33 protein-coding genes and 1 tRNA gene are annotated in these 21,519 nt (G+C 53.5%); 14 read left to right on the top strand and 20 right to left on the bottom strand.

Annotation, left to right across the window (positions count from 1 at the left end):
* Positions 1-30: 30 nt before the first annotated feature.
* Together PHE17_RS16495 and PHE17_RS16490 are read right to left on the bottom strand one after the other, a co-directional pair.
* A complete protein-coding gene (locus tag PHE17_RS16495; RefSeq protein ID WP_301017001.1) occupies positions 31-936 on the bottom strand; it encodes an alpha/beta hydrolase in 906 nt (301 codons plus the stop codon).
* A 16-nt stretch (positions 937-952) separates the two neighbouring features.
* The gene (locus PHE17_RS16490; RefSeq protein ID WP_301017000.1) at positions 953-2,116 is read right to left on the bottom strand and encodes a UbiH/UbiF/VisC/COQ6 family ubiquinone biosynthesis hydroxylase; all 1,164 of its coding nucleotides are present in this window, start codon (positions 2,114-2,116) and stop codon (positions 953-955) included.
* 89 nt (positions 2,117-2,205) lie between these two features.
* Between PHE17_RS16490 and smpB the strand changes: the two genes are divergently transcribed.
* The 8 genes from smpB (at position 2,206) to PHE17_RS16450 (ending at position 8,261) form a co-directional block, all read left to right on the top strand.
* Positions 2,206-2,688, top strand: coding sequence for an SsrA-binding protein SmpB (gene smpB, locus PHE17_RS16485; RefSeq protein ID WP_301016999.1), 483 nt, complete (start codon positions 2,206-2,208; stop codon positions 2,686-2,688).
* A 43-nt stretch (positions 2,689-2,731) separates the two neighbouring features.
* Positions 2,732-3,883, top strand: coding sequence for a branched-chain amino acid ABC transporter substrate-binding protein (locus PHE17_RS16480; RefSeq protein ID WP_301016998.1), 1,152 nt, complete (start codon positions 2,732-2,734; stop codon positions 3,881-3,883).
* The gene (locus tag PHE17_RS16475; RefSeq protein WP_301016997.1) at positions 3,883-4,815 is read left to right on the top strand and encodes a branched-chain amino acid ABC transporter permease LivH; all 933 of its coding nucleotides are present in this window, start codon (positions 3,883-3,885) and stop codon (positions 4,813-4,815) included. Before PHE17_RS16480 ends, PHE17_RS16475 begins: the two co-directional genes overlap by 1 nt.
* Positions 4,808-5,881: a high-affinity branched-chain amino acid ABC transporter permease LivM gene (locus PHE17_RS16470; RefSeq protein ID WP_301017064.1), complete on the top strand. Its 1,074-nt coding sequence runs from the start codon at positions 4,808-4,810 to the stop codon at positions 5,879-5,881. Before PHE17_RS16475 ends, PHE17_RS16470 begins: the two co-directional genes overlap by 8 nt.
* Positions 5,878-6,648, top strand: coding sequence for an ABC transporter ATP-binding protein (locus PHE17_RS16465; protein WP_301016996.1), 771 nt, complete (start codon positions 5,878-5,880; stop codon positions 6,646-6,648). The genes PHE17_RS16470 and PHE17_RS16465 overlap by 4 nt, the downstream gene beginning before the upstream one ends.
* Positions 6,645-7,358 (top strand): ABC transporter ATP-binding protein, encoded by a 714-nt coding sequence (locus tag PHE17_RS16460; RefSeq protein ID WP_301016995.1) that lies wholly within the window; start codon positions 6,645-6,647, stop codon positions 7,356-7,358. Before PHE17_RS16465 ends, PHE17_RS16460 begins: the two co-directional genes overlap by 4 nt.
* 8 nt (positions 7,359-7,366) lie before the next feature.
* Complete coding sequence (locus tag PHE17_RS16455) at positions 7,367-8,134, top strand: RNA methyltransferase (protein ID WP_301016994.1); 768 nt, start codon at positions 7,367-7,369, stop codon at positions 8,132-8,134.
* A 51-nt stretch (positions 8,135-8,185) separates the two neighbouring features.
* Positions 8,186-8,261 (top strand) — tRNA-Thr (locus PHE17_RS16450).
* Positions 8,262-8,651: 390 nt separating this feature from the next.
* On the opposite strand, the gene PHE17_RS16445 is transcribed toward PHE17_RS16450, so the two are convergent.
* Complete coding sequence (locus PHE17_RS16445) at positions 8,652-9,563, bottom strand: site-specific integrase (RefSeq protein WP_301016993.1); 912 nt, start codon at positions 9,561-9,563, stop codon at positions 8,652-8,654.
* Between the two features lie 84 nt (positions 9,564-9,647).
* On the bottom strand, positions 9,648-10,232 hold the full coding sequence (locus PHE17_RS16440) for a ProQ/FINO family protein (protein ID WP_301016992.1): 585 nt from the start codon (positions 10,230-10,232) through the stop codon (positions 9,648-9,650).
* Between the two features lie 172 nt (positions 10,233-10,404).
* Here PHE17_RS16440 and PHE17_RS16435 point away from each other — a divergent pair, with 172 nt between their 5' ends.
* Positions 10,405-11,331 carry an Rpn family recombination-promoting nuclease/putative transposase gene (locus tag PHE17_RS16435; RefSeq protein WP_301016991.1) on the top strand — a complete coding sequence of 309 codons (927 nt, stop codon included), beginning with the start codon at positions 10,405-10,407 and terminating at the stop codon, positions 11,329-11,331.
* A gap of 41 nt (positions 11,332-11,372) precedes the next feature.
* Here PHE17_RS16435 and PHE17_RS16430 read toward each other — a convergent pair whose 3' ends face one another.
* The 14 genes from PHE17_RS16430 to PHE17_RS16365 all read right to left on the bottom strand — a co-directional run bounded on the left by PHE17_RS16430 (position 11,373) and on the right by PHE17_RS16365 (position 18,647).
* Positions 11,373-11,912 carry a hypothetical protein gene (locus tag PHE17_RS16430; protein WP_301016990.1) on the bottom strand — a complete coding sequence of 180 codons (540 nt, stop codon included), beginning with the start codon at positions 11,910-11,912 and terminating at the stop codon, positions 11,373-11,375.
* 308 nt (positions 11,913-12,220) lie between these two features.
* Positions 12,221-12,658 carry a hypothetical protein gene (locus PHE17_RS16425; protein ID WP_301016989.1) on the bottom strand — a complete coding sequence of 146 codons (438 nt, stop codon included), beginning with the start codon at positions 12,656-12,658 and terminating at the stop codon, positions 12,221-12,223.
* Positions 12,651-13,976 (bottom strand): hypothetical protein, encoded by a 1,326-nt coding sequence (locus PHE17_RS16420; protein WP_301016988.1) that lies wholly within the window; start codon positions 13,974-13,976, stop codon positions 12,651-12,653. The genes PHE17_RS16425 and PHE17_RS16420 overlap by 8 nt, the downstream gene beginning before the upstream one ends.
* Positions 13,977-14,055: 79 nt before the next feature.
* Positions 14,056-14,187, bottom strand: a complete 132-nt coding sequence (locus PHE17_RS16415; protein WP_301016987.1) for a hypothetical protein — start codon at positions 14,185-14,187, stop codon at positions 14,056-14,058.
* Between the two features lie 101 nt (positions 14,188-14,288).
* Positions 14,289-14,945 carry a hypothetical protein gene (locus PHE17_RS16410; protein ID WP_301016986.1) on the bottom strand — a complete coding sequence of 219 codons (657 nt, stop codon included), beginning with the start codon at positions 14,943-14,945 and terminating at the stop codon, positions 14,289-14,291.
* Positions 14,942-15,889 carry a transglycosylase SLT domain-containing protein gene (locus tag PHE17_RS16405; protein WP_301016985.1) on the bottom strand — a complete coding sequence of 316 codons (948 nt, stop codon included), beginning with the start codon at positions 15,887-15,889 and terminating at the stop codon, positions 14,942-14,944. The genes PHE17_RS16410 and PHE17_RS16405 overlap by 4 nt, the downstream gene beginning before the upstream one ends.
* Before the next feature lie 6 nt (positions 15,890-15,895).
* A complete protein-coding gene (locus PHE17_RS16400; protein ID WP_301016984.1) occupies positions 15,896-16,144 on the bottom strand; it encodes a hypothetical protein in 249 nt (82 codons plus the stop codon).
* Between the two features lie 2 nt (positions 16,145-16,146).
* The gene (locus PHE17_RS16395; protein WP_301016983.1) at positions 16,147-16,434 is read right to left on the bottom strand and encodes a hypothetical protein; all 288 of its coding nucleotides are present in this window, start codon (positions 16,432-16,434) and stop codon (positions 16,147-16,149) included.
* Entirely contained in the window at positions 16,435-17,367 is a 933-nt protein-coding gene (locus tag PHE17_RS16390; protein ID WP_301016982.1) for a hypothetical protein, read from the bottom strand.
* Between the two features lie 2 nt (positions 17,368-17,369).
* Positions 17,370-17,591 carry a hypothetical protein gene (locus tag PHE17_RS16385; protein ID WP_301016981.1) on the bottom strand — a complete coding sequence of 74 codons (222 nt, stop codon included), beginning with the start codon at positions 17,589-17,591 and terminating at the stop codon, positions 17,370-17,372.
* Between the two features lie 16 nt (positions 17,592-17,607).
* A complete protein-coding gene (locus tag PHE17_RS16380; RefSeq protein ID WP_301016980.1) occupies positions 17,608-17,958 on the bottom strand; it encodes a hypothetical protein in 351 nt (116 codons plus the stop codon).
* A gap of 152 nt (positions 17,959-18,110) precedes the next feature.
* Positions 18,111-18,260 (bottom strand): hypothetical protein, encoded by a 150-nt coding sequence (locus PHE17_RS16375; RefSeq protein ID WP_301016979.1) that lies wholly within the window; start codon positions 18,258-18,260, stop codon positions 18,111-18,113.
* Positions 18,257-18,415 (bottom strand): hypothetical protein, encoded by a 159-nt coding sequence (locus PHE17_RS16370; RefSeq protein ID WP_301016978.1) that lies wholly within the window; start codon positions 18,413-18,415, stop codon positions 18,257-18,259. The genes PHE17_RS16375 and PHE17_RS16370 overlap by 4 nt, the downstream gene beginning before the upstream one ends.
* The gene (locus tag PHE17_RS16365) at positions 18,408-18,647 is read right to left on the bottom strand and encodes a hypothetical protein (protein ID WP_301016977.1); all 240 of its coding nucleotides are present in this window, start codon (positions 18,645-18,647) and stop codon (positions 18,408-18,410) included. The genes PHE17_RS16370 and PHE17_RS16365 overlap by 8 nt, the downstream gene beginning before the upstream one ends.
* Before the next feature lie 66 nt (positions 18,648-18,713).
* Here PHE17_RS16365 and PHE17_RS16360 point away from each other — a divergent pair, with 66 nt between their 5' ends.
* From PHE17_RS16360 to PHE17_RS16350, 3 genes are read left to right on the top strand one after another with little or no spacing between them, the layout of a single operon-like run.
* Positions 18,714-19,067 (top strand): helix-turn-helix transcriptional regulator, encoded by a 354-nt coding sequence (locus tag PHE17_RS16360; protein ID WP_301016976.1) that lies wholly within the window; start codon positions 18,714-18,716, stop codon positions 19,065-19,067.
* Positions 19,067-19,495 (top strand): tetratricopeptide repeat protein, encoded by a 429-nt coding sequence (locus PHE17_RS16355; protein WP_301016975.1) that lies wholly within the window; start codon positions 19,067-19,069, stop codon positions 19,493-19,495. The genes PHE17_RS16360 and PHE17_RS16355 overlap by 1 nt, the downstream gene beginning before the upstream one ends.
* A complete protein-coding gene (locus PHE17_RS16350) occupies positions 19,485-19,844 on the top strand; it encodes a hypothetical protein (protein WP_301016974.1) in 360 nt (119 codons plus the stop codon). Before PHE17_RS16355 ends, PHE17_RS16350 begins: the two co-directional genes overlap by 11 nt.
* A 13-nt stretch (positions 19,845-19,857) precedes the next feature.
* Here the strand turns inward: PHE17_RS16350 and PHE17_RS16345 are convergent, their stop codons facing one another.
* Together PHE17_RS16345 and PHE17_RS16340 are read right to left on the bottom strand one after the other, a co-directional pair.
* Entirely contained in the window at positions 19,858-20,193 is a 336-nt protein-coding gene (locus PHE17_RS16345; RefSeq protein ID WP_301016973.1) for a helix-turn-helix transcriptional regulator, read from the bottom strand.
* A complete protein-coding gene (locus tag PHE17_RS16340; RefSeq protein ID WP_301016972.1) occupies positions 20,174-20,557 on the bottom strand; it encodes a type II toxin-antitoxin system RelE/ParE family toxin in 384 nt (127 codons plus the stop codon). The genes PHE17_RS16345 and PHE17_RS16340 overlap by 20 nt, the downstream gene beginning before the upstream one ends.
* Before the next feature lie 173 nt (positions 20,558-20,730).
* Between PHE17_RS16340 and PHE17_RS16335 the strand changes: the two genes are divergently transcribed.
* Both PHE17_RS16335 and PHE17_RS16330 read left to right on the top strand, forming a co-directional pair.
* A complete protein-coding gene (locus PHE17_RS16335) occupies positions 20,731-20,985 on the top strand; it encodes a hypothetical protein (protein WP_301016971.1) in 255 nt (84 codons plus the stop codon).
* A gap of 12 nt (positions 20,986-20,997) precedes the next feature.
* A complete protein-coding gene (locus PHE17_RS16330) occupies positions 20,998-21,420 on the top strand; it encodes a hypothetical protein (protein ID WP_301016970.1) in 423 nt (140 codons plus the stop codon).
* Positions 21,421-21,519 lie beyond the last annotated feature (99 nt).

Here is a 21,519-nt window from a genome sequence, read left to right as displayed (position 1 = left end):
GGTGGGTTCTCTGCGACAAAGCGTCAGGCGTTATTTCCAGCCAACAAAGGTGACAATTTTTTCCGCCAATTCATCAGCGTACAAGTCTAGGAAGAAGTGGTCAGCGCCGTCAATGGTTTCCACGGTCAAATTATCCTGCTTCACCTTTTCCAATTTGGCAGGCAAATCAGCCACAACCTCATCCGCCGAACCCCTTGCTATCAGCATAGGCTTTTTGATTTTAGGCAGCAGGCTAGGGGTATTTTTGCGTTCATCATCCTTATAGTAAGAGACGAAAGCTGCCGCCGTAGCTTTCGCTTTTTCGCAATAAACAAAACCGGGCAAGTCCATGACGGTATCGCCCTTGCCTGCATCGACCAATTTCTGCGCTTCGCCCAATACATCCGCCAACGGTTTTGTGTAACGCTCTTCGTATTCTTTGGCAGCGTTTCCGGCATCCCACGTTGCGGGAGCAATGGCGACGACTTTTTCCAACAGGTCGGAATCTTTTTCCGCTGCGTACCACGACACTTGGTTGCCACCGCGCGAATGTCCCAGCAGCACTACTTTGCTCGCACCTTGTGCTTTCAGCCAATTCATCCATGTATCGAGTTCGGCAACTGCGTCTTCGTGTTTATGTTTGTGCTCAATGGTGCAATCAAGCATCGCGGATGGGCGCTTGTCGATGCCAAAACTGAGGTTGATATTGAGGGTGTTATAGCCGCTTTCCTTCAGCAAACCTGCCAATGACTGCATGATTTCCATTTGGTTGTGCGCCAATGTGCCGTGCAACATGAGGATCACACCGTCTTTGGTAGTTTTACCCTCTGCCAATGACAGGTCGCCGCGCAAGGTAATGTCACCTTGTTTGGCAATCACTTCTTCCGCCTGCACGGCAGAAAAGGCGCTAAATAACGTGAATGCGGCAATGCTTGCCCAGCGAGAAAGTTGTTTCATGAAAATCCTCCAGCGTTTAAATGCCCATCGCTTTCTTGGCGATTTCGTATTTTAGGAAACCCATGCGGTTCATGATAGATAACCCAGAATTGCGCAGGATTTTCCACGGTGTCAAGGTGTTACAGAATAGCAGGCGGAAGCCTTCCATCGCTTTCTGGGTCAGCACATTGTCTCCACGGCGGGCGCGTTCGTAGGCGCGTAATACTTTCTCACTGCCAAGGTCGCCGGAGGCGCGAACGAGTTGGTTTGCCAATTCCAGCGCATCTTTAATACCGAGGTTTACGCCCTGCCCCGCTAATGGATGAATCGTATGTGCAGCATCGCCGACCAGTGCGAGCCGTTCTTGGATATAAGGTTCGGCATGGCGACCTCGCAGGGAAAAGGCCGCACGTTCACCTACTGCCGTGATTCCGCCCAAACGATGATCCAGTGCGGCGGCCAATTCGAGGCAGAAATCCGCTTCGCTTTTCTGCACCATCGCATCGGCGCGGTCGGCGGGCAAAGTCCACACGATGGAACAAGAGCCATCGCCCAGCGGTAAAAACGCCAGCGGCCCTGTCGGCATGAAACGTTGCCATGCGGTTTCTTGGTGCGGCAACTCGGCTTGCACCACGCACACCAAGCCTTTTTGCCCGTAATCGTTGGTTTCCAGCCCGATGCCTGCGAGTTGGCGGACTTTCGATTGTGCGCCATCCGCCCCTACCAATAATTCTGCTTGTAAGGTTTTGCCGCTGTCTAAGGTTACGCTAACGCTGGTTTCATCCACTGTGAATGCCGCCAGTTTGTCGGGGCAATACAGGTCAACACCATCAAGGGCGCGGATCGCATCCAGCAAAGCCAATTGGATCATGCGGTTTTCGACGATGTGCCCCAAATCCGGCTCGCCCAAATCGGCAGCATCGAAACGGATTTCCCCGTCGCCGGTCGCATCCCACACTTGCATGACCTCATACGCGCAAGCACGGCGGGCAACCACACCTTCCCATGCACCTGCTTGCGCCAATGCCCGTTGCGAGGCGCGGCTAATCGCGGAAACGCGCAGGTCGTAAGGGTCAGCAGGGGAAAATGGCGGCGGTTCGTGCGCTTCCAGCACCGCAACACGCTTACCCGCCTTGCCCAGCAAGCACGCGAGTGTGGAGCCGACCATGCCGCCTCCGGCGATGATTACGTCGTATTGCATTGTTGTTCTCTGGCAGTCAAGGAATCGAAGCAATTCTACGCCGTTCCGGTTATCATTCCACATTTTACGTAACACCCTTTTCAAAAATCATGGCAAAGACACCCAAGAAGAAAAGCACTCCCGGTCAGAAAACCATTGCCCTGAACAAACAGGCACGGCACGACTATTACATTGAGCAAACCTACGAGGCGGGGATGGTTCTGCAAGGTTGGGAAGTCAAAAGCCTGCGCGAAGGGCGCGTCCAACTCAAAGAAAGCTATGTGATCCAAGACAAGGGCGAAATGTTTTTGTTCGGGGCGCACATCAGCGCCTTGCTGTCAGCTTCCACCCACATCATCCCGGATTCCGTGCGTACCCGTAAGCTGCTGCTGCACGGCAATGAAATTTTCAAGATCAATGTCGCCGTTGACCGCAAAGGTTACGCCGTTGTTCCGTTGGCGATGTACTGGAAAAATAACCGGGTGAAGCTCGAAATTGGCTTAGGCAAAGGCAAGCAGCAGCACGACAAACGTGACACCGAAAAAGCCCGTGATTGGGGACGTGAAAAAGACCGTATCATGAAACGCCATTAATTGGCTAAAATCAAAAAACCAGAAACTTCGAGGAACACGCAACATGAAATCATCCTTGCTCGCACTCAGCATTGCCTTGGCTGTTGGCCTTACCGTTTCCGCCTGTGGCGATAAAAAAGAAGGCGCTGCCGCTGGCGGCAATGGCCCGGTCAAAATTGGGCAATCCTCCCCCCTGACTGGCCCACAAGCCCACATCGGTAAAGACAATGACAACGGCGCCCGTTTGGCGATTGACGAAATCAATGCCAGCAAACCCGTGATCGGTGGCAAACCCGTTACCTTTGAAGTGATGAGCGAAGACGACCAAGCCGACCCCAAAACCGCCACCATCGTCGCGCAACGCATGGTTGACGCAGGTATCGTCGGGGTTATTGGACATTTGAACTCCGGTGCAACCATCCCCGCCGCCAAAATCTATTCCGACAACAACATCCCGCAAATCTCCCCTTCCGCTACCGCCATCAAATATACCGCCCAAGGCTTTAAGACCGCTTACCGCGTCATGACCAACGACGAACAGCAAGGTAAAGTATTGGGTGCTTACGCCGCGAAGCTGGGCAAGAAAGTTGCCATCATTGATGACCAAACCGCTTACGGGCAAGGTTTGGCAGCCGAAGTGGAAAAAGCCGCGAAAGCCGCTGGCGCTGAAGTCGTGGCAGTGGAACACACCAACGACAAGGCCAGCGATTTTTCCGCCATCCTGACCTCCATCAAGGGTAAAGCGCCGGACGTGATTTTCTTCGGCGGCATGGATCCACAAGCGGCCCCGATCAACAAGCAAATGCGCCAATTAGGCATGACCGCGCAATTGCTCGGCGGTGACGGGATGCAAACCCCGAAATTCATTGAACTCGCGGGCGCAGATGCGGAAGGTGCGATTGCCTCCATCCCCGGCCTGCCGTTGGACAAAATGCCCAAAGGTACGGATTTCAAACAAAAGTTTGAAGCCAAATACGGGCAAATCCAGTTGTACGCACCGTATGCTTACGACGCTGCCTACGTGATGGTCGATGCCATGAAACGCGCAGATTCCACTGACCCTGCCAAATATCTGCCGGAACTGGCGAAAACCAGCTACGAAGGCGTGACGGGCAAAATCAGTTTCGATGCCAAAGGCGACCTGACTTCTGGGCCAATCACCCTGTACAAAGTGCAAGGTGGTAAGTGGGAAACATTGGAAACGGTTCAGCCCTAATGGATATTTTCGCACAGCAGCTTATCAATGGACTGGTGCTGGGCAGCGTGTACGCACTGGTAGCACTGGGCTACACGCTGGTTTACGGCATTCTGGAACTGATCAACTTCGCCCACGGCGAAACCACCATGATGGGGTCAATGATCGCGCTGGCGGTCATCGGGGCATTGTTTGGGGTAGCGCCGGATTTGCCCGGCATCGTGATTGTTTTGACCGGGCTGCTGGTAGCGATTCCGGCGTGTATGTTGCTGGGTTACAGCATCGAACGGGTGGCTTACCGCCCGTTACGCCATGCCCCACGGCTTGCGCCACTGATTACCGCGATTGGCATTTCCATTGTGTTGCAAAACGTGGCAATGCTGATCTGGGGCAAGCAATACATCGCCTTCCCCACCACGCTGTTACCACAAGGGCGGCATGAAATCTTGGGGGCATCCATTACTGATGTGCAAATTGCCATTCTGGTACTGACCGTAGCAATCATGGCGGGCTTGGTCATACTGGTCAACCGCACCCGGCTGGGGCGTGCAATGCGGGCGACCGCGCAAGCACCAGCGGTGGCGCAATTGATGGGCGTAAATGTCAACGCAGTAATTTCCGCCACCTTCATTATTGGCTCAGCACTGGCGGCTATTGCGGGTGTCATGGTCAGCGCCAATTACGGACAAGCCCATTATTACATGGGCTTTTTATTGGGCTTGAAAGCGTTTTCAGCAGCCGTATTAGGTGGCATTGGCAACCTTGCAGGCGCAATGCTGGGCGGCTTATTGCTGGGTGTGATCGAAGCCTTGGGCGCGGGTTACATCGGTGATTTGACAGGTGGTTTTTTGGGAAGCCATTATCAGGACATTTTCGCCTTCATGGTGCTGATTCTGGTGTTGACGCTGAAACCATCGGGCTTGTTGGGGAGTAAAAGCGTTGAACGTGCTTGATACTTTGACGGGTAAAGCCAAAAGCCGCGTGTGGCTGACTGCCGCGCTGTTATTGCTGGGATTGGTGTTACTGCCGTTTCTGGTGGAAGCCTCCTTGGGCAAATCGTGGGTGCGGATTATCGACCTTGCCTTGCTCTACATTATGTTGGCTTTGGGGCTGAACATCGTGGTTGGCTATGCTGGCTTATTGGATTTGGGCTACGTGGCCTTTTACGCGGTGGGTGCGTATTGCTGGGCATTACTGGCTTCTCCGCAGTTTGGGCTGAATTTGCCCTTTTGGATTATATTACCGGCGGGTGCAGCGATTGCGGCACTGTTTGGGGTATTGCTGGGTACGCCGACCTTGCGTTTACGCGGGGATTACCTCGCCATCGTGACGCTGGGTTTCGGTGAAATCATCCGCATTTTCATCAATAACCTCAACGCGCCAATCAATATCACCAACGGCCCGCAAGGCATTACCCTGATTGAACCGATGTCGATTTTCGGCTTCTCGCTGGGTAAAACGCAGGACGTACTTGGCCTAACACTATCCTCCCCACATTTGTATTACTACCTGTTCCTACTGTGTGTAGCGCTGGTGGTATTCGTGTGTGTACGGCTGGAAAATTCGCGTATTGGGCGGGCATGGGTCGCCATCCGTGAAGATGAAATGGCAGCGGCAGCGGCAGGCATCAATACCCGTAATATCAAACTGTTGGCATTTGCGATGGGGGCAACCTTTGGCGGCTTGAGCGGCGGCTTATTTGCCAGCTTCCAAGGTTTTGTCAGCCCGGAAAGTTTCAACCTGATGGAATCCATCATGATCCTTTCCATGATTGTGCTGGGCGGCATGGGCAATATTCCCGGCGTAATCCTCGGCGCGATTCTGGTCACGGTGATTCCCGAAGCTTTGCGCTATACCGGCGATTTACAACGTGTCCTGTTTGGGCAGGTGTATATTGACCCGGCGGATTTGCGTATGTTGCTGTTCGGGATTGCGCTGGTGATGATGATGCTGTTCCGTCCGGCGGGCTTATTGCCTTCCAAACAGCGCAAACGTGAATTTGCGGAGGATGCCGCATGAGCGATTTACTCCGCATTGCCAACGTGACCAAACACTTTGGCGGTATCAAGGCGCTGACTGATGTCAGTTTTACCGTGCGTAAAGGTGAAATTTTCGGTGTCATCGGCCCCAATGGCGCGGGCAAAACCACGCTATTCAATGCCCTGACCGGGCTTTATCAGCCGGATACGGGGGCGATTGATTTAGCTGGCACGTCCTTGTACCGTCGCAAACCGCATGAAATCCTCAAAGCGGGTTTTGCGCGGACTTTCCAGAATATCCGCCTGTTCCACAATATGACCGCGCAGGAAAACGTGATGGTAGGGCGGCATACGCGCACCACCTCCGGCGTACTGGCGGCGTTGCTGCACACCGCCCACAACCGCAAGGAAGAACGCGACTGTGAGGCTTACGCCCAGCAATTACTCAACCGTGTTGGCATCGGCAAGCATACCCACACGCTGGCAAAACACCTTTCCTACGGCGACCAACGTCGCTTGGAAATCGCCCGTGCATTAGCCAGCGAACCCAAATTACTGGCGCTGGACGAACCCGCCGCAGGCATGAACCCCAATGAAAAGAACGCCTTGCGTGACCTGATGGTGAGCTTGCGCGACGAAGGCTTGACCCTGATGCTGATCGAACACGATGTCAAACTGGTGATGGGCATTTGCGATCGCTTGGTGGTGCTGGATTACGGCGAAAAAATTGCCGAAGGCACGCCCGACACAGTACGCCACGACCCCAAAGTGATTGCTGCCTATCTGGGTGGGGAGGTCGCTGCATGAGCCTGCTTTCCGTACAAAACCTGTGCGTCAATTACGACAGCATCCGCGCCGTCAAAGGCATCAATTTCGAGGTGCAACAAGGCGAAACCGTGTGCCTGATCGGAGCCAACGGTGCGGGCAAAACCACCACGCTCAAGACTTTGAGCGGCCTATTACCTGCCACTTCCGGCGACATTCTGTTTGATGGCAAGCGCCTCAACGGAATGCCTGCCTACCAGATTGCCACACTTAACCTTGCGCTTGTGCCGGAAGGACGCGGTATTTTCACCCGCATGACGGTGCTGGAAAACCTGCTGATGGGCGCGTACAACCGCACCGACCGCGCAGCAGTGCAGCGTGAAATCGACGACATCTACACATTATTGCCACGACTGGCAGAACGCCACCAGCAACAGGCCGGATTATTGTCTGGCGGTGAACAGCAAATGCTGGCTCTTGCCCGCGCCATGCTCTCCAAACCGAAACTGCTGATGCTCGACGAACCCAGCATGGGCTTAGCGCCGATCATGGTGCAGACGGTTTACGGCATCATCCAGACCATTGCCAAACAGGGCATCACCATTTTGCTGGTGGAACAGAACGTGCGGCTGGCACTCGGCATCAGCCAGCGTGGTTACGTGATGGAACACGGCGAAATTACCTTAAGCGGCGCATCCCACACACTGGCGAATGACCCAGCCGTACAAGCAGCCTATCTGGGCGAACTCTGAGCAATAGCATGTATACACCTGCCTTAGAAAACCTGCGCATCGTCATGGTGGAAACTTCGCACCCCGGCAATATTGGCTCGGCAGCACGTGCCATGAAAGTCATGGGGATTAAAGATTTGCGTTTGGTGACACCGCGCAAACCGTTTTCACAGGAAACCTTTGCTTTAGCCTCTGGTGCGAACGACATTATTGAACAGGCGCAAATCGTACCGACTTTACAAGATGCACTTGCCGATTGCCAAATCGCGATTGGAGCAAGTGCACGTTCCGAACGCACCCTGCAATGGCCGCAGATGGATGCGCGGGAATGCGGTACATTCGTCGCTGAACAGTTGCCGCAGCAGAAGAAAATCGCGTTGGTATTCGGACGTGAACGCACGGGTTTGACCAATGAAGAATTGGATCATTGCAATACGCTGGTACATATACCGATGGCATTTGATTTCCTATCGCTGAATATTGCGATGGCGATTCAAGTGTTAGCTTACGAGTGTGCAACAGCGGTTAGGTTGGCAACACATTCCCAGCCTATGGCGGCGGTTGATCCTGATGAGGCACTGGCGAATGCAGAGGCGTTGGAAGGCTTCTACACGCACTTGGAACAGTCGATGATTGATGCCCGCTTCCTTGACCCAGAGAACCCACGTTTGCTGATGCGGCGGCTGCGGCGCTTGTTCGGGCGTGCCAGCGTGACAGTCAGCGAGATGAATATTTTGCGTGGGATGCTGGCAGCGTTTGCGGGCAGAAAATTTCAGTCCCGTTTGTCGTCTGATTAACGGAAAATGCTTGCCAACAAAAAAACCTTTGTATAGAATTCGCCTCTCTTAGCCGGTATAGCTCAGTTGGTAGAGCAACTGACTTGTAATCAGTAGGTCCCGAGTTCGACTCTTGGTGCCGGCACCAAATCTAAAAGCCATTACAACGGCTTAGTAGTTGTAGCAACCTTGGGTCAAGGGTTATACTCTGGCTTGGTCATTCTTTCGTTACTGCCTATGGTTTATGGTACGAAAAACGCTGATACAGGTGACACCCCGGTATCAGCTCTCCTTTCAGCGATTATCAGCATGGTCAATACAGCTTAAACAGCCATTACAGCGGCTTGATAGTTGCGACTGACTCAAAAGCTACACCCACTTTGCTATTTTCCTTCCTGTATTGCAAGTATTTTCTACCCGCCACTTCCAAGTAGTAGCCATTACAGCGGCCTGATAGTTGTGGCTGGCTAACTGCATGGATAGTATAAGGTTTGCGCACCAGCAACAACCTATATTCTTACCGATACGCAAAACCAAGTCAGATATTTGCCAAGCCCGACAGCAACTCAGCCATGCCCTTCATGTCCGGCTGCACATATCCCAGCGTTGTCCGTACATCCGTATGCCCCATCACCTGCTGCAACTCTTTGATCCTCCCCTGCTTTGCAAGTTGTGAGGCAAAGGTGTGGCGGAAACAGTGCGCACTGACGTTAACCCCAGTCTGCTCCCTGACCCTACGGAAAGCAGCCGACACATGGTCAACCATCATATTTTTAGCCTTATAGTTCGGGTTAAACAAAGTGACATTAAAAATCTGCTCAGTCGGCAAGCATCGCCGCCCCAACTTATGCTCCATCACTCCCTTAAGTTCAACCAGAATCTCCTGCAAAGAGGAAACCATCGGTATTAGCCATTCTGTCCGGGTCTTGCTGGTGTCAGCACACAACCTGACTGTATTTTCGCACCAATCAATATCCTGCCACAGTAAACCGACCAACTGACGCCTTCTGATACCAGAATAATACAGCGCCTTACAAACAGTCTCCCAAAACCAACCGGGCATAAATTGCTGATCCGGGTGGCGCAAATACACCAACACCTGCCCGATCTCATCTTCGCTGACAGTACGTTTTCGCCGCTTCTGCTCAGGTAGCCGCTTAATGCCTTTTAGGCATTGCCCGTCTCCCCATCCATTCTCCTTAGCAAAATTGAAGAGCACTTTGATATGGCGCAAGTAGTTATTCCACGTTGCCACACTGACCTTACGTTTCTTTAACAAGTGGTTCCGCCAATCTATCAGGTTGTCACGCCGAATTTCCTCCAGTCGGCTAACCTTGGAAAAGCCGCGAAATGAACGCAAAACAACACCCAACTGGCGTTCCATGGCTTCTGACGGGTCACGCTCCCTGACATACAATGCCAGCAAATCTTCCAATGATTCTAACAACATACACACAATCCTCAAAGTGGGGCATTTTCCCCCATAGGGTTAATGGTATGTGTTGTCCTATTCCTTCAAGGCCCTATACCCTTCCTAGAGTATAGGTGGGGCTGGCTGGTGTGCCTGCCTTTTCCTCTCCTTCCTACCCTTGCGCCCATCAAGCACCGCTCCTGCATGTTCCCGCTGTTCCTGCGCCACCTCCCCGCCGACCTGCCCCGCCAAGCTGTAGCGGTGTGGCTGTGACAGCAGGTTGCGCAAGTAAGAGGCCCGCGATGTATGCCAATGCAGAGCCTTGTGGATCACGCGCTTTGAGTATGTGTCTTGCAGCCCATCTGCTGCCAACAAGGCGTAAACCTCACTGATCACGCCGATATTAAGCGGTTGGAAGTCATGCCAAACAGCCGAATGCTGGCCCAGCCATTCCGCCAGTTGAGTGGCGGCATCATCCGATGCGCGTGGTTGGTACGGTGGCTGGTGTGGTGGTTCCCCCTGCTTGGGTGCAACAGCTTCCTGTCCCGCTGCAACAGGTTTCTGTTTCTTCGGCTTTGCGGGTGGGAATGGGACTGGGGGTGCTGCAACAGGTGCTGGGGATTCTGGCACAGGGTCAGGTTTCCTGCTGGCTTTCAGGCTTAGGGTGGTGGCGAATCTTTTTGGTGCGGGGAATCTGTCCATGCTCATGTGGGCAAATGTAGCACACAGCGCAAAAAATCCAAGTGCTTGCCATGCTAAAACCCAAGGTTTTTGTGGGGTGAAGCCGCGCTAGGGCGCGGGAGGCAAACACAACAACACACATTTGAGCAGCATCCCGCTATAATCGGGGCATTGACCATGACAAAATTACAGGTGTCCCATGCGCTTCCTCGATGTCAAGACGGATTTCGCCTTCAAGAAAGTGTTCGGCAGTGAGCAAAGCAAGCCGATCCTGATCAATTTCCTCAACGCGCTGCTGGAATACTCAGGCGATGGGGCAATCACCGACCTGACCATTATCGACCCCTACCAAGCCCCAGCCATCAAAGGCATGAAGGACACTTATGTGGACGTGAAGGCTGTCCTTGCCAACGGGCAAACGGTGATCATTGAAATGCAGGTGCTGAATGTGGATGGGTTTGAGAAGCGTGTCCTGTACAACGCTGCCAAAGCCTATTCTGCACAACTGGGCAGGGGTGAGAAATACCACCTGCTGAATCCGGTCGTTGCCTTAACATTGACCGACTTTGTGATGTTCCCCGACCAACCAGACGTGTTCAGCCACTACCGCTTGCTGGAGAAGCAAACCTTAGCCTCCTATAGCGGCGATCTTGAACTGGTGTTCATTGAGTTGCCGAAGTTTAATACACCCTTGGAAGCACTGGAGGGTATCCACGACAAGTGGGTGTATTTCGTCAAGAATGCGGGCAAGCTGGATTATATCCCCGACACATTGATGATGGAGCCGTGCATCAATGAAGCATTCGGCATCGCCAACAAGGCAGGGTTGACAGAGGATGAGCTGGAGGCGCAAGAAAAACGCCATGACTTCATCCGGCTGCAACGTGGCTCCATTGAAAAGGCACTGCATGACGGTCAAGTGAAGGGGCGTGAGGAAGGGCTGAAACAAGGCATTGAACAAGGCATTGAGCGCGGTATTGAGCAAGGCCGCGAAGCTGAGCGTCACGCACTTATCCGGCAAGCCTACGAAAATGGGATGCCCACCCACCTGATAGGCAGCTTCGTTGATATGGATGAGGAAGAAGTTATCGGTTTGTTACGCCAGTTATTGCCGGGCAACTCCTGACCAAGGGGAACCATGCCCACGGGCATGGTTCCCTTATTGGGTTACTTCGCAGGCGGGTTCGTAGGCGGAGTATAGTTGAATTTCCTTGTATCTATGACGGGGTGGCAGCCATCACTATATATCTCATCAGTATTGACTGTGTAGAGGTTGCCAGCAATAAGTTCTTCTGTGATCGGTTGTGGTTCACCCCATGGGCCGATCCGCGTTGCCCCCTGCCCAAGGTAGCGGCGACATCTTGCATACAGGATTGTTTTTCCCGGTTTGACGGTCGCCGCAATATTATCTTTATCATTTTCAAAATAGTCTGTTTCGACAAGCCCCTTCTGCATTAGGTCAATATTCCCAATGCGGGTAAAGTTTGTTTGTACAGCTTGTGACATTTGTGATGGGTTACGGACATTGGTTTCGTAATTGACACGGATATAGGCTGGTTCACCCGTATATCCATCTGTTAAATCAATGACCCTATTCATGTCCTTCTCAAAAACCCCCCAATGGACGGGACTCCCCATCAGCGTGTCACCATTAGTTGCGCACCCGCCCAGACTCATTAAAAGTACCGCAAGTACAGTTTTTTTCATCGTTATTACTCCATTTGTTTATGGTCAAAAATCAGCTAAGTAAAATACCAGATATATACAAAATTTATCCATGCCCGTTTATGGGTAGCCACTTCATAAGTAACGCAATTTCCACGTTGGGTGGAACGGCTTGGCATGTTTCACCCTATCCAACCTGATGTTCAGGTGTCCCCCAGACGATGCGGAAGTTATTGTCCCGAACTCAGCCTTGCCGCATCCGGTGTATTCAACACGTCCGCCCCGTTTTGCTGGCACGCTGTATGTTTTCCTTACATATCCCATTCCCATAATGCCTCCTGTTGTTTCATTCAAGGTTTGCTGTCCCCATCCCTCACCCGCATGGCGAAGCAGATGCCGGGGACATTACACAGCCGGAGCTTGCGGGAACTGCGGAACCCATCCTGCTGGAGGACTTCGCCCAGCCGATTGAGGCGCATGGCAAGGTGCTTGCCCGCCCATTCAGGGCCGTAACCGTGCATGGATACATACTGCTCACGGGCGGATTTTGGTAGCCGCACGTCGGTCACAAACAGGTTCAGTTGCGCAGATGGGCGTTCCGTATTGGCAGCGGCCTTCTTGGCTCCGACCAGTGCCAGCCTACCTGCCTTCGTGCGCCGCATTGCTCGCAGTTCCGCCTTGGACGCCTTGGCAGCGGTCTTCCTGCCTGTTGCCAAGCGTGCCAATCCTGCTAACCTTATGGCTTCCAGCCCCTCCTTGGTGGGGATTGCCAGCAGTTGCTCAGCCATGGCTTGCCCCCTGTGTCAAGGTGGAAATTCCTATACCCGCCTGTGCCGCCTTGTACACGTCCAGCTTTTGGAAATACGTGGCTTTCATCGCCTCGGCCTGTTTAAAAAACACCTCCTGCCCACTTGCCTTGTACAGCCGTTGGGTTTCCTTGATCTCAGCCGCCAAGTTGTTCAACTCCACCAGCGTAATGCCATCCTGTTTGGCCTGCACCACCTGCTGCCCCTTGCGCCATTCCAACGCAGGGGTGCGGTCAAACGTGCCTTCACGCGCCTTGTTTGCGATGTGTACCAACAACCCGATGGGGCTTTTTATGGGCTTGGCTGGCGTGGCATTTGCCAACTTCCATGCCAGTGCATCCAATACCTCCTGCGCCACTTGGGGATGCAGGCCATCCAGCTTTTTTGGTGCATCGGTGCGTTCTGCCGCCGTCAGGCTTGGCGGGTATTGCAGGGCGGCAGCAGCCATCCCTGCCACTCCTGTCCCCGTTGCTGGGGTTGGCACGGCATGAGCTGCCAGTTTGGCAGGCGACGGTGCTGGCATTGCTGCGTATTCCTCCCAAGCCTGAAAACCATCACCCCCCTTCCCTACCTGTCCCCAGTGTTCAGGCCAACGCTCTGGGACTTCTTCGGCTTCTTCCCCACTGTCAGGGTTTAGGTTTGTAGGGGTTATGTTATGTAATGGTTTATTAATGTCTGTTACCAAGTCTTGGTGAGCGTTTGACCAAGAGTTGGTACGTGGCTCACCCAAACTTGGTAAGGCATTTACCAAAACTTGGTCAGGTTTACCAGAATCCGGTAAGGCATTTACCAACTTACGGTTAGTTTCCACCAAGTCTTGGGTGGCGTTCACCAATGCCCGGATGGTTTCCTGAGCCTGTCCATATTGGGCCAGTAACTGTTGATGTTCGGTTGCTAATGCCGCATAAGCGCCCTCCTGTTCCGGCTCAAGGCCATCCTGTACCTGTACTGCGGCCCCCTCGTCTTCCGGGTAAGCGTAAGCATCGGTTTCACTCGCCCCAATGTTGGCACTGAAACCGATATAGCCGCTGTCATCCAGAAAGCGTTCTGGGATGCGGTATACCGTACCGTACTTGCCCTTGCCTGCTGTTTCAAACAAGCCCATCCCAACGACCTTGCGCACTGCCACGCGGGTGCGGTCACGGCGTAAGCCTGTCAGTTTGTCCAAGCGTGAGTCGGCAAGGTCATCCTCTACCTTGCCCCAGCAAAATGTTTGGCGCATCAGGCAAGCCCATGCCAGCCACTCAGATGCGGCGGGCTTGCGGGTGATAACTTCGTCAAAAACAGCAACCATGTTCATGATGGTTAGTCTCCAGTTAGTTTTGTCAGGCAAAACTTGCCCGTAAGGCTGAAAACAGCCTTGTTTGTTTGGAAAGTGGTTAGGGTTTGTGGCTCAGGCCGGTGTCACGGTGGCTGCTGATGCTGCACACCGCCATCACCTGCATCCCCGTGTATGAATACGCTGATTTCGGCTTTTGCCCTGTCAGCTTGGGCTTGTGTGCCATCGTCATAGGCTGGGCAATCCCGTGCCTTCACTAATGGCAGGAAGTTGTTGCACCCATTGCCCATCAGGTGGCAGTGGGAACAGTTGCGGTTCCAAGGGTGTCCCCACTCATGGCTGCACCTGTAAAAACTGGATTGCCCATACCCACGGGTTTGCCTTACTGGCATCCTTGCCATTGATTTTGTCCCACAACCAAAAATAATGCTCTTTGGGCTGTGCGCTATAGCCGTAGCCCGGAATTGAGCCATGCCCACCGGGGCAACCTTCCTCCCGGCAATCTGCACTGCTGATTGCCCATAGACGCTCCACCCAGACAGATTCAATTTCCAATAGGATACGGCTTGCCTTGCGTGGCATGTGGATGGATGGTTTCCAGCGCCCATCAGGATAAGGGTAATCAGCACGGTAAGCATATTCGCCATCATCACCCAACGCCCATGCTTCACGTACCCACAGCCGATCACCAACCCTGCCGTAAGGGCAAGTAAAAATAACTTCCCCTTCCTCATCACCCCATGTTGCTATGTCTGCGTTTGTTTCCGGTGTCATACCACCAGCATCAGCCGTTGTTATGAACGAAAGCCCCGCTTTTTCTGCTGGCTTGCATACGCGCCGCGTCTGGGTTTTCTGCCCGGACAGGATGGCACGTACCATCTCCCCGGAGAAAAGGATAGGGTGTATTTTCTTGTCGGTTGTTGTTTGTGCCATTTCCATGTTATGCCCTCCGGCAATGTGTTTAAAAAGGGGTTGTTGGTTGGTGCTCATGCCCACACCTCGCGTAACTGCCCGGCAAATGTCCGGTTCACTGCCGCCTCGAAACGGGCATAGTTGGCATCCCAATGGCGGTAAAATGCCGTGGCGGCCTGTGTTGCACTGACACCCGGTTTCAGCACCCAAAACTTGTGCTTGCCGTTGGGCAAGCCATTGAAGTATTGCCTGCGGATGTTGCCCGGCAAGTTGTTGCCAATGTTGTGCATCAATCCCCGTCCAGCCCGCAGCCCCGTACCATGCGCAAGGCGGTAAGTGGCAATAGCGCCATCACTGCCTTGCTGGTGCGCCATGTAAAGGTTTGCACCCGTGATGGGGATGCCTGCCCGCACCAATGCGGCGCGGTTGTCGCGTGCCAATTGGGCCGCAGCACGGATGGAGGCGGCGGCATTGGTGCGGTGGTCTGCGCCGCCCGTCACCAAACCATACCTGCGCCCTGTATCACCCACAAACTGGTACAGCCCCACCGCCCCGTCGCACCCATTGCGTTGGCAGCGGCGGGCTGATGGGTTGATGCTGGACTCAATCACCGCCATTGCCGCCATGTACCCCTGCGGCAAGCCAGCCTGCTGCCCTGCTGCTTCCGCCGCCGCAATGATCCGCCCCTTGCCTTGCAGGTTGCCCCTGACCGTCACCGGGGTGATCTTGGGTGCGGTTGCCTGTGGGGTTGCCGTGCTGGCATCCGCTTCTTGGTCAGCACGGATGTCCCCAAGCTCTTGGGCAAAGTCCGCAAACGACACCGCATCAGCGGCGGACAGCACAAAAGCCGTAGTAACAGCGGCCGCAACATCGGCCTTATCGGAAAAGTACTGCGCATCATCCTGTGCGATGGCGGTTTGGGTGTTCTGGACATGCCGTGCCAGCACGGCGGCAAAATCCGGGCTGGCGTTTTGCACAGCCAGCAATGACCCCGACACCGCAATGGTCAATAAGCGCCACATGCCCGCCTAACCCCGCTTGCCTTGCTGGCTGGTGTCGCACCAGCCCAGCGCCTGTACCAGCAGCGACACTGCCAGCCATGCCAATGCCCAACCATAGAGGGTGTCGTTATGGCCAAAAGTGGCACGGAGGTGCAGGGTCTTTTCACCAACCAGTATGTTGGTGGCAATGCCCGCCACACCCAAGGCCACCAACACGTTGGTGAGGCGCACCAAGCCCAAGAAGGGGCTGAACAGGCCAGAAAGTGGGTTCGGCATGGTTAGCCCTCCATGGTGGGGGTAGTTTTGGGGGCATCCCGGCCTTGGCCATGGCCACAGTCAAGGTCACGGATAAAGGGTGCGGCAAACACCGAAGCCAGCCACAACAGTGCCAAGGGCAGCAGCATGAGCACTGCCCACAGCAGCGCCCCATTTTTATCACCCGCCCCGTAGGTATGGAGCGCCATGCCTAAGGCCGCAAGGTAAGCCGCCAGCATGGCGATGGCGAAGGCTTTAGCCACCCAGTACACAGTGCGGTTAACCCGCGTTTGATCCATTGTGCTTTTCATTCAGAAATCCTCAGTAACGCAGCCGGAAACCATCCCACCCTTCTCAAGGCAGACGCTGAGGCGGCTTTTGTTGGGGTCTTTAGGTTTAAGATCAAAATCACCCTTCGCCCACACGCTATCTGTCCCACCACCTGTCAGGCGGTCGCCACCCACCCCGGCAGCGGAGCCGAGTGCGGTGCTGGTTGTCTGGTAGGGGGAAGCCCGTCCGGCTGTCCGTTTGATGGGTTGGTTGCCCATCAGTGATGCCACCCAGTTATTGCCGCTTGCCGCAGGCAAGGTTGCTTTTGGTTGTGTCACCGTGCTGGCCTTGCCACCTTTTGGGGCGGTGTATTCGTAGTAATAGGGGGAAGGTGCGGACTTGGCCTCACCCGGCATCAGTGCCGTGATCCAGTTGCCACCACTGGCAGCACCACCCCCCGTTTTGCCAGCGGCGGCACTTGCCGCTACGGGTTTGCTGCCCGTGCGTGCCGCTGGTTTATGGGCGGCAACAGTGGCAACCGCAGGGGCTTGTGCAAGTGCCTCACCGCTGGCAAGCACTGGCTGGGTGGTTTTCCCTGTTTGGCGCACGGTTGGCACAAAGCCAACATCCACCCCAGCCCTGCTTGCTTGTGCCGCTGGTGGGGTGGGCAGCATTGCCAGCACCACCACAGGGGTCGCTGGTGATGGCCTGACAGCCAGCCCCGCTTTGGGGGCAGTGCCTGTTTGGGCATCGGTATCCTTGTAAGCGGACTTGCCGCCATCCCCAAACGGGTTCAGGCCATTGCTGGCCCATGACCCCCAGCCATGCAGGAGTGCGCTGGTGATGACCGCACTCACCAAGCCGCCAGCGGCGAATGTCCCGAACGTTTTCAGTTTTGCCCCGGCAGCACCCGTGGCGGCACGCGGCTGGGGATGGGTTGGTGCGTTTGTTTTAGGGTTTGCAGCGGTATTCATGGTTACTCTCCTTCAAGGTAATGGGTAATGCAGGCTTGTAGTGCTGCGGGTTCTTGATCCCCGCACGCCAGCGCCGCTTGTTGGTAAGGGTTGGCGTCATTGCCGCTATCGGTTTCCGCATAAGCGCCCCAAGGGGTACTTTCTGTTGCCAGTGGTTCTTGCTCCCCTGCTTGGGTAGCCCCTGCCAACAGCAGTAGGGAGGTAAAAATCAGTTTCAGTTTCATGTCCTCTTCCCCCTAACTAATCGCAGGCAAGCACAAAGCTGTTGTTGCTGCCTACGCTGACGGTAAAACTGCGGCTGCGGTTGTTACCGTTGCATTCCAGCCGTGCCTCGTAATTTCCCGGCACCAAATCAAGGCTCAGGCTATGGGCATGGCTGGTTTTCACCGTGTCCCTACCCCTCACTACTACCCAACTGACCTTCTGGAAAGCCGGTGCATTCTTGAGTGTTGCTGCCAAGTTCACCGTGCCGGTGTTAGCTTCTGCGGCTTCCGCCCTGCCAGCACCGAAGGCGATTGCCAAGAGGCACACCGCCAAGGTTGCTGCTGCCAATGTGTCCGCGATCTTGTCCCCTGTTGTACGTTTGTTCATGTGCTTACCTATTTCTTGTGTCTGTTATTGGTACGTTTCATTTGTGAAAGGCAAAACTTGCCCGTCAGGCTGTTTTTCAGCCTTTGTTCTTGGGAAAAGTCAGTCAGTTAATGGGTTGTTTGGTCAGGGCGGGTGCTGTGCTGGGGAGTGCTTCATGTCTTGCCCCCTTTGGGTTTGCTGCCCTTGTCCCCAGTGCCAGCCCCTTGCCGTTTCAGCTTGACCAGCTTGCGTTCAAGTTGGTGTTGTTCCTTGGTCAGTGCCACAAGGCGTGACGCTTGTTGTTTTTGGCCGTTGGTTTTCATGGCTTGCCTCCTGCCAGCATCAGCCGGAAACGGGATGGCAGGAAACGGATGCAGCGCAGGAGCGATTCCCGTAGTTCTGCCTCAGAAATGCTAAACGCCTGTGCCAGCGCCAAAAATGGGGTGTAGTTTTGGTGGGTTGTGGTAGCATTATTCATTGGTTTCGCCCGCTGGTGCTGGTTGTGGCGCGGCTTTCAGCCCTAACGCGATGGCTGCTAGATATGCCTGACCGCGTGTACCGGGCATCCCCCCGTGCAAAAGGCTGTTGACGACATTGCGGCTAAAGCCGTATTTACGGCACCAGCCAACAATGCTGATGCCTTCGGCGCGGAACCAAGCAAGCACCTCTTCGGGGGTGCGTAGGGTTGGGTGGGTAATGCTGGTTTCCATCGGTGTTCTCCTACTCAAATGTGTTGTTGTGGTTAGTATGTTCATCTTGGATACATTAGTCAATACATGAAGTTTAATTCAGATACAAAAAAAGAACCGGATGCAGAAGCCATCGGTCAGCGCCTGCGGGAAGTGCGGACAAGTGCGGGGTTGACTCAAGTAGAATTTGCGGAAAAATTAGGAGTTGAGCGGCAATCAGTTCTGCGTTGTGAGGCCGGAAAGAGACTGCCAGATGCTGTAATGCTCTTAAGCCTAAGACAAGAATTCGGCACTAACCTAGGTTGGCTACTGGATGGCGAAGATGCTGAGGAATGTAACCAAATAGATACATCTGCTATCGCAACAGATTTAGAGATGCTCAAAGATGCACGCTCTTATTTAGAGCGTGTCATTGCAAATCTTGAGAAGGGGAAAGGGTGATGTTGAGGATTCTTTTGGCACTTGTAGTGTGCATAACTTGTAGTCAAGTCAATGCCAGTTTTGATGATTTTAAAACGAAATTCAAGGCTTATACCGATATTTCCAGCAATGCAGAAGCAATAAGGGAATTTGATCTTGGAAACCAATATGCAGATGGAGATGGTCTTCCACGGTCAGATGCCCAAGCATTCATTTGGTATGAGAAATCAGCCAAGAAGGGGCATCCATTAGCCCAATCGTTAGTAGGTGCAATGTATGCGGAGGGTAAGGGTACTGCTGTATCTCAGAAGAAAGCTGCAAAATGGTATCAACTAGCGGCTTCCCAAGGTCATCCATTGGCTCAGCACAATCTGGGAAAAATGTATGAGGCGGGGACAGGAGTTTCTCACTTATGCAGATGCTATCAAATGGTACAAATTGGCTGCTGACCAAGGGCTTGCCACTGCCCAAAATGATCTGGGAATAATGTATTTAGATGGAAAAGGCATAAAAAAAGATCGGCAAAAAGCTCGGGAGCTTTTTAGTTCGGCAGCCATGCAAAACAATGCCGAAGCTAAGAGAAACCTTAAGCTGTTAGAAGATGAAACTAAAAAAACTATCATGAAAGAGTTGTATGGTGATACCCCTCAAGGAAATGACACCATCACCTGTAAAACGCGATGTACCAATGGTGATTGCTATCGAACTTATTCCGATGGACGCACGGTGCATTTTCAGGCACAGATGAAACTGAACCCGTTTACCAACCAAATGGAATTTGATTCGGGTGGTTGCTGAAATTCTGCTGCTTTCAAGCAGCAGCCACCACAAGATGTCCAAACTGGGATGCGGCAGGCTTTACAGTTATTTCAATGTCATAACCTAGCCGATTGAGGCATCCCATCAGTTTCCGTTCTGACAGGTTGGTAAAATTACCACGCATCAGGTCGGAAACTTTGGGCTGGGTAAGCCCCATACGTTTTGCTGCATCCTGTTGTGTCAGGCTGAGGCGGCGCATGGCTTTGATGATCTGGATAGCCAAGTCAGCCCTTACTTTGTGTTTTTCAGCATCAGGTAAGCCCAGATCGGCATAAACATTGCCTGATCCTTGTAATACCTCAATACCATCAATGACCCGTTTTTTCATTTCTCATCTCCTGTGCCATTATTTCAGCCACTTTCAAACGATGGCGAATAATTTCAATGTCTTCTTTAGGGGTTGCTATCCCGTGCTTACTCTTTTTTTGGAACGCATGTAAGACAAACACGGCTTCCTCGAACTTAACTGTGTAAACAGCCCGGTAAGTTCCCGCCTCATCATTTTCAACTACCTCAAGAACGCCTGCCCCACCAAATCCCCTGAGTACCTTTGCGTCATCATGCTTTTCGCCAGCTTGAGCCAACCCTAATGCAAAGCCAAAAAAGCTGCGCACATCCTTAGGTAAGGCCATCAGGTCTTTGTAGCTACTACCTACCCACTCAAGGGGTTTCTCTATGTACTGCTCTTCCATTCGGTGATTATACCTTTACTGGTATATAAAACAATCCGCACTTCCCGCAGGCGCTGACCGATGGCTTCTGCATCCGGTTCTTTTTTTGTATCTGAATTAAACTTCATGTATTGACTAATGTATCCAAGATGAACATACTAACCACAACAACACATTTGAGTAGGAGAACACCGATGACAGAGACACCCACCATAACCGTATTCTTCATCCGCAAGGATGGGGTTGAAGTCAAAAAAACCTCCGGCACTGCTGCCCAAGCGGGTGATGCGTGGAAAGCAGAAGCTGACGCAGCACCCGCAGGTGTAAAGGTTGACCTGTATGCACTGTACAGCGATGGCAACGAGGAACTGCGCGGCTGGAGCCGTAAGCCACTCCCCAGCGAGTGGGAAAGCCCGGAAGCACGGGCATATTTCCAAAAACACCAATAACAGGAGAGCACCATGATCAGGATCACCACACACACCGAAGCGGCGGCAGAACAAAAAATCTGCCACCTCACCCAACCACCACACCAAGGCCGTTGCTGTGCTAGCCAATGCATGGCTTGGCAGTGGGGGCAGGCAGGCCGTTTTACCTGTAGCACCAAGTTGCTGTCACGGTATGCAGAATCTGCATTCGAGGGATACCGGGAAGATGATGAGCATGAAATGCCAGACTTTGAGGTAGCCAACTTTTACCAGCCCATTGGTGAGAGCTGGCAGTTCAACACGTTTGCAGCAGGTGAGGATGGCTGGGAAGCCCACTGGGAACGGGATACTGACCCAGAACGTGAAGGTTACTGCGCAGCATTAAACCACCCGATGGCGGTGGTGGCAAAGCTGGATGAAATCAGCACCGCCATTGGCGTGGGGGTTGGGGAATGAGCCAAGCAAACCACCACAAAGCACCGTTGGCAGAAATCCACCGCCAACACCTTGCTGCCGCCCGCAGGCTACGGCAGGCATGGCAGCAATCTTTGGAAC

The sequence above is a fragment of the Thiothrix sp. genome, assembly GCF_028714775.1.
Lineage (GTDB): Bacteria > Pseudomonadota > Gammaproteobacteria > Thiotrichales > Thiotrichaceae > Thiothrix.
Note: the sequence above shows the minus strand (reverse complement) of the source record. Positions and strands in the feature narration are given on the sequence as shown.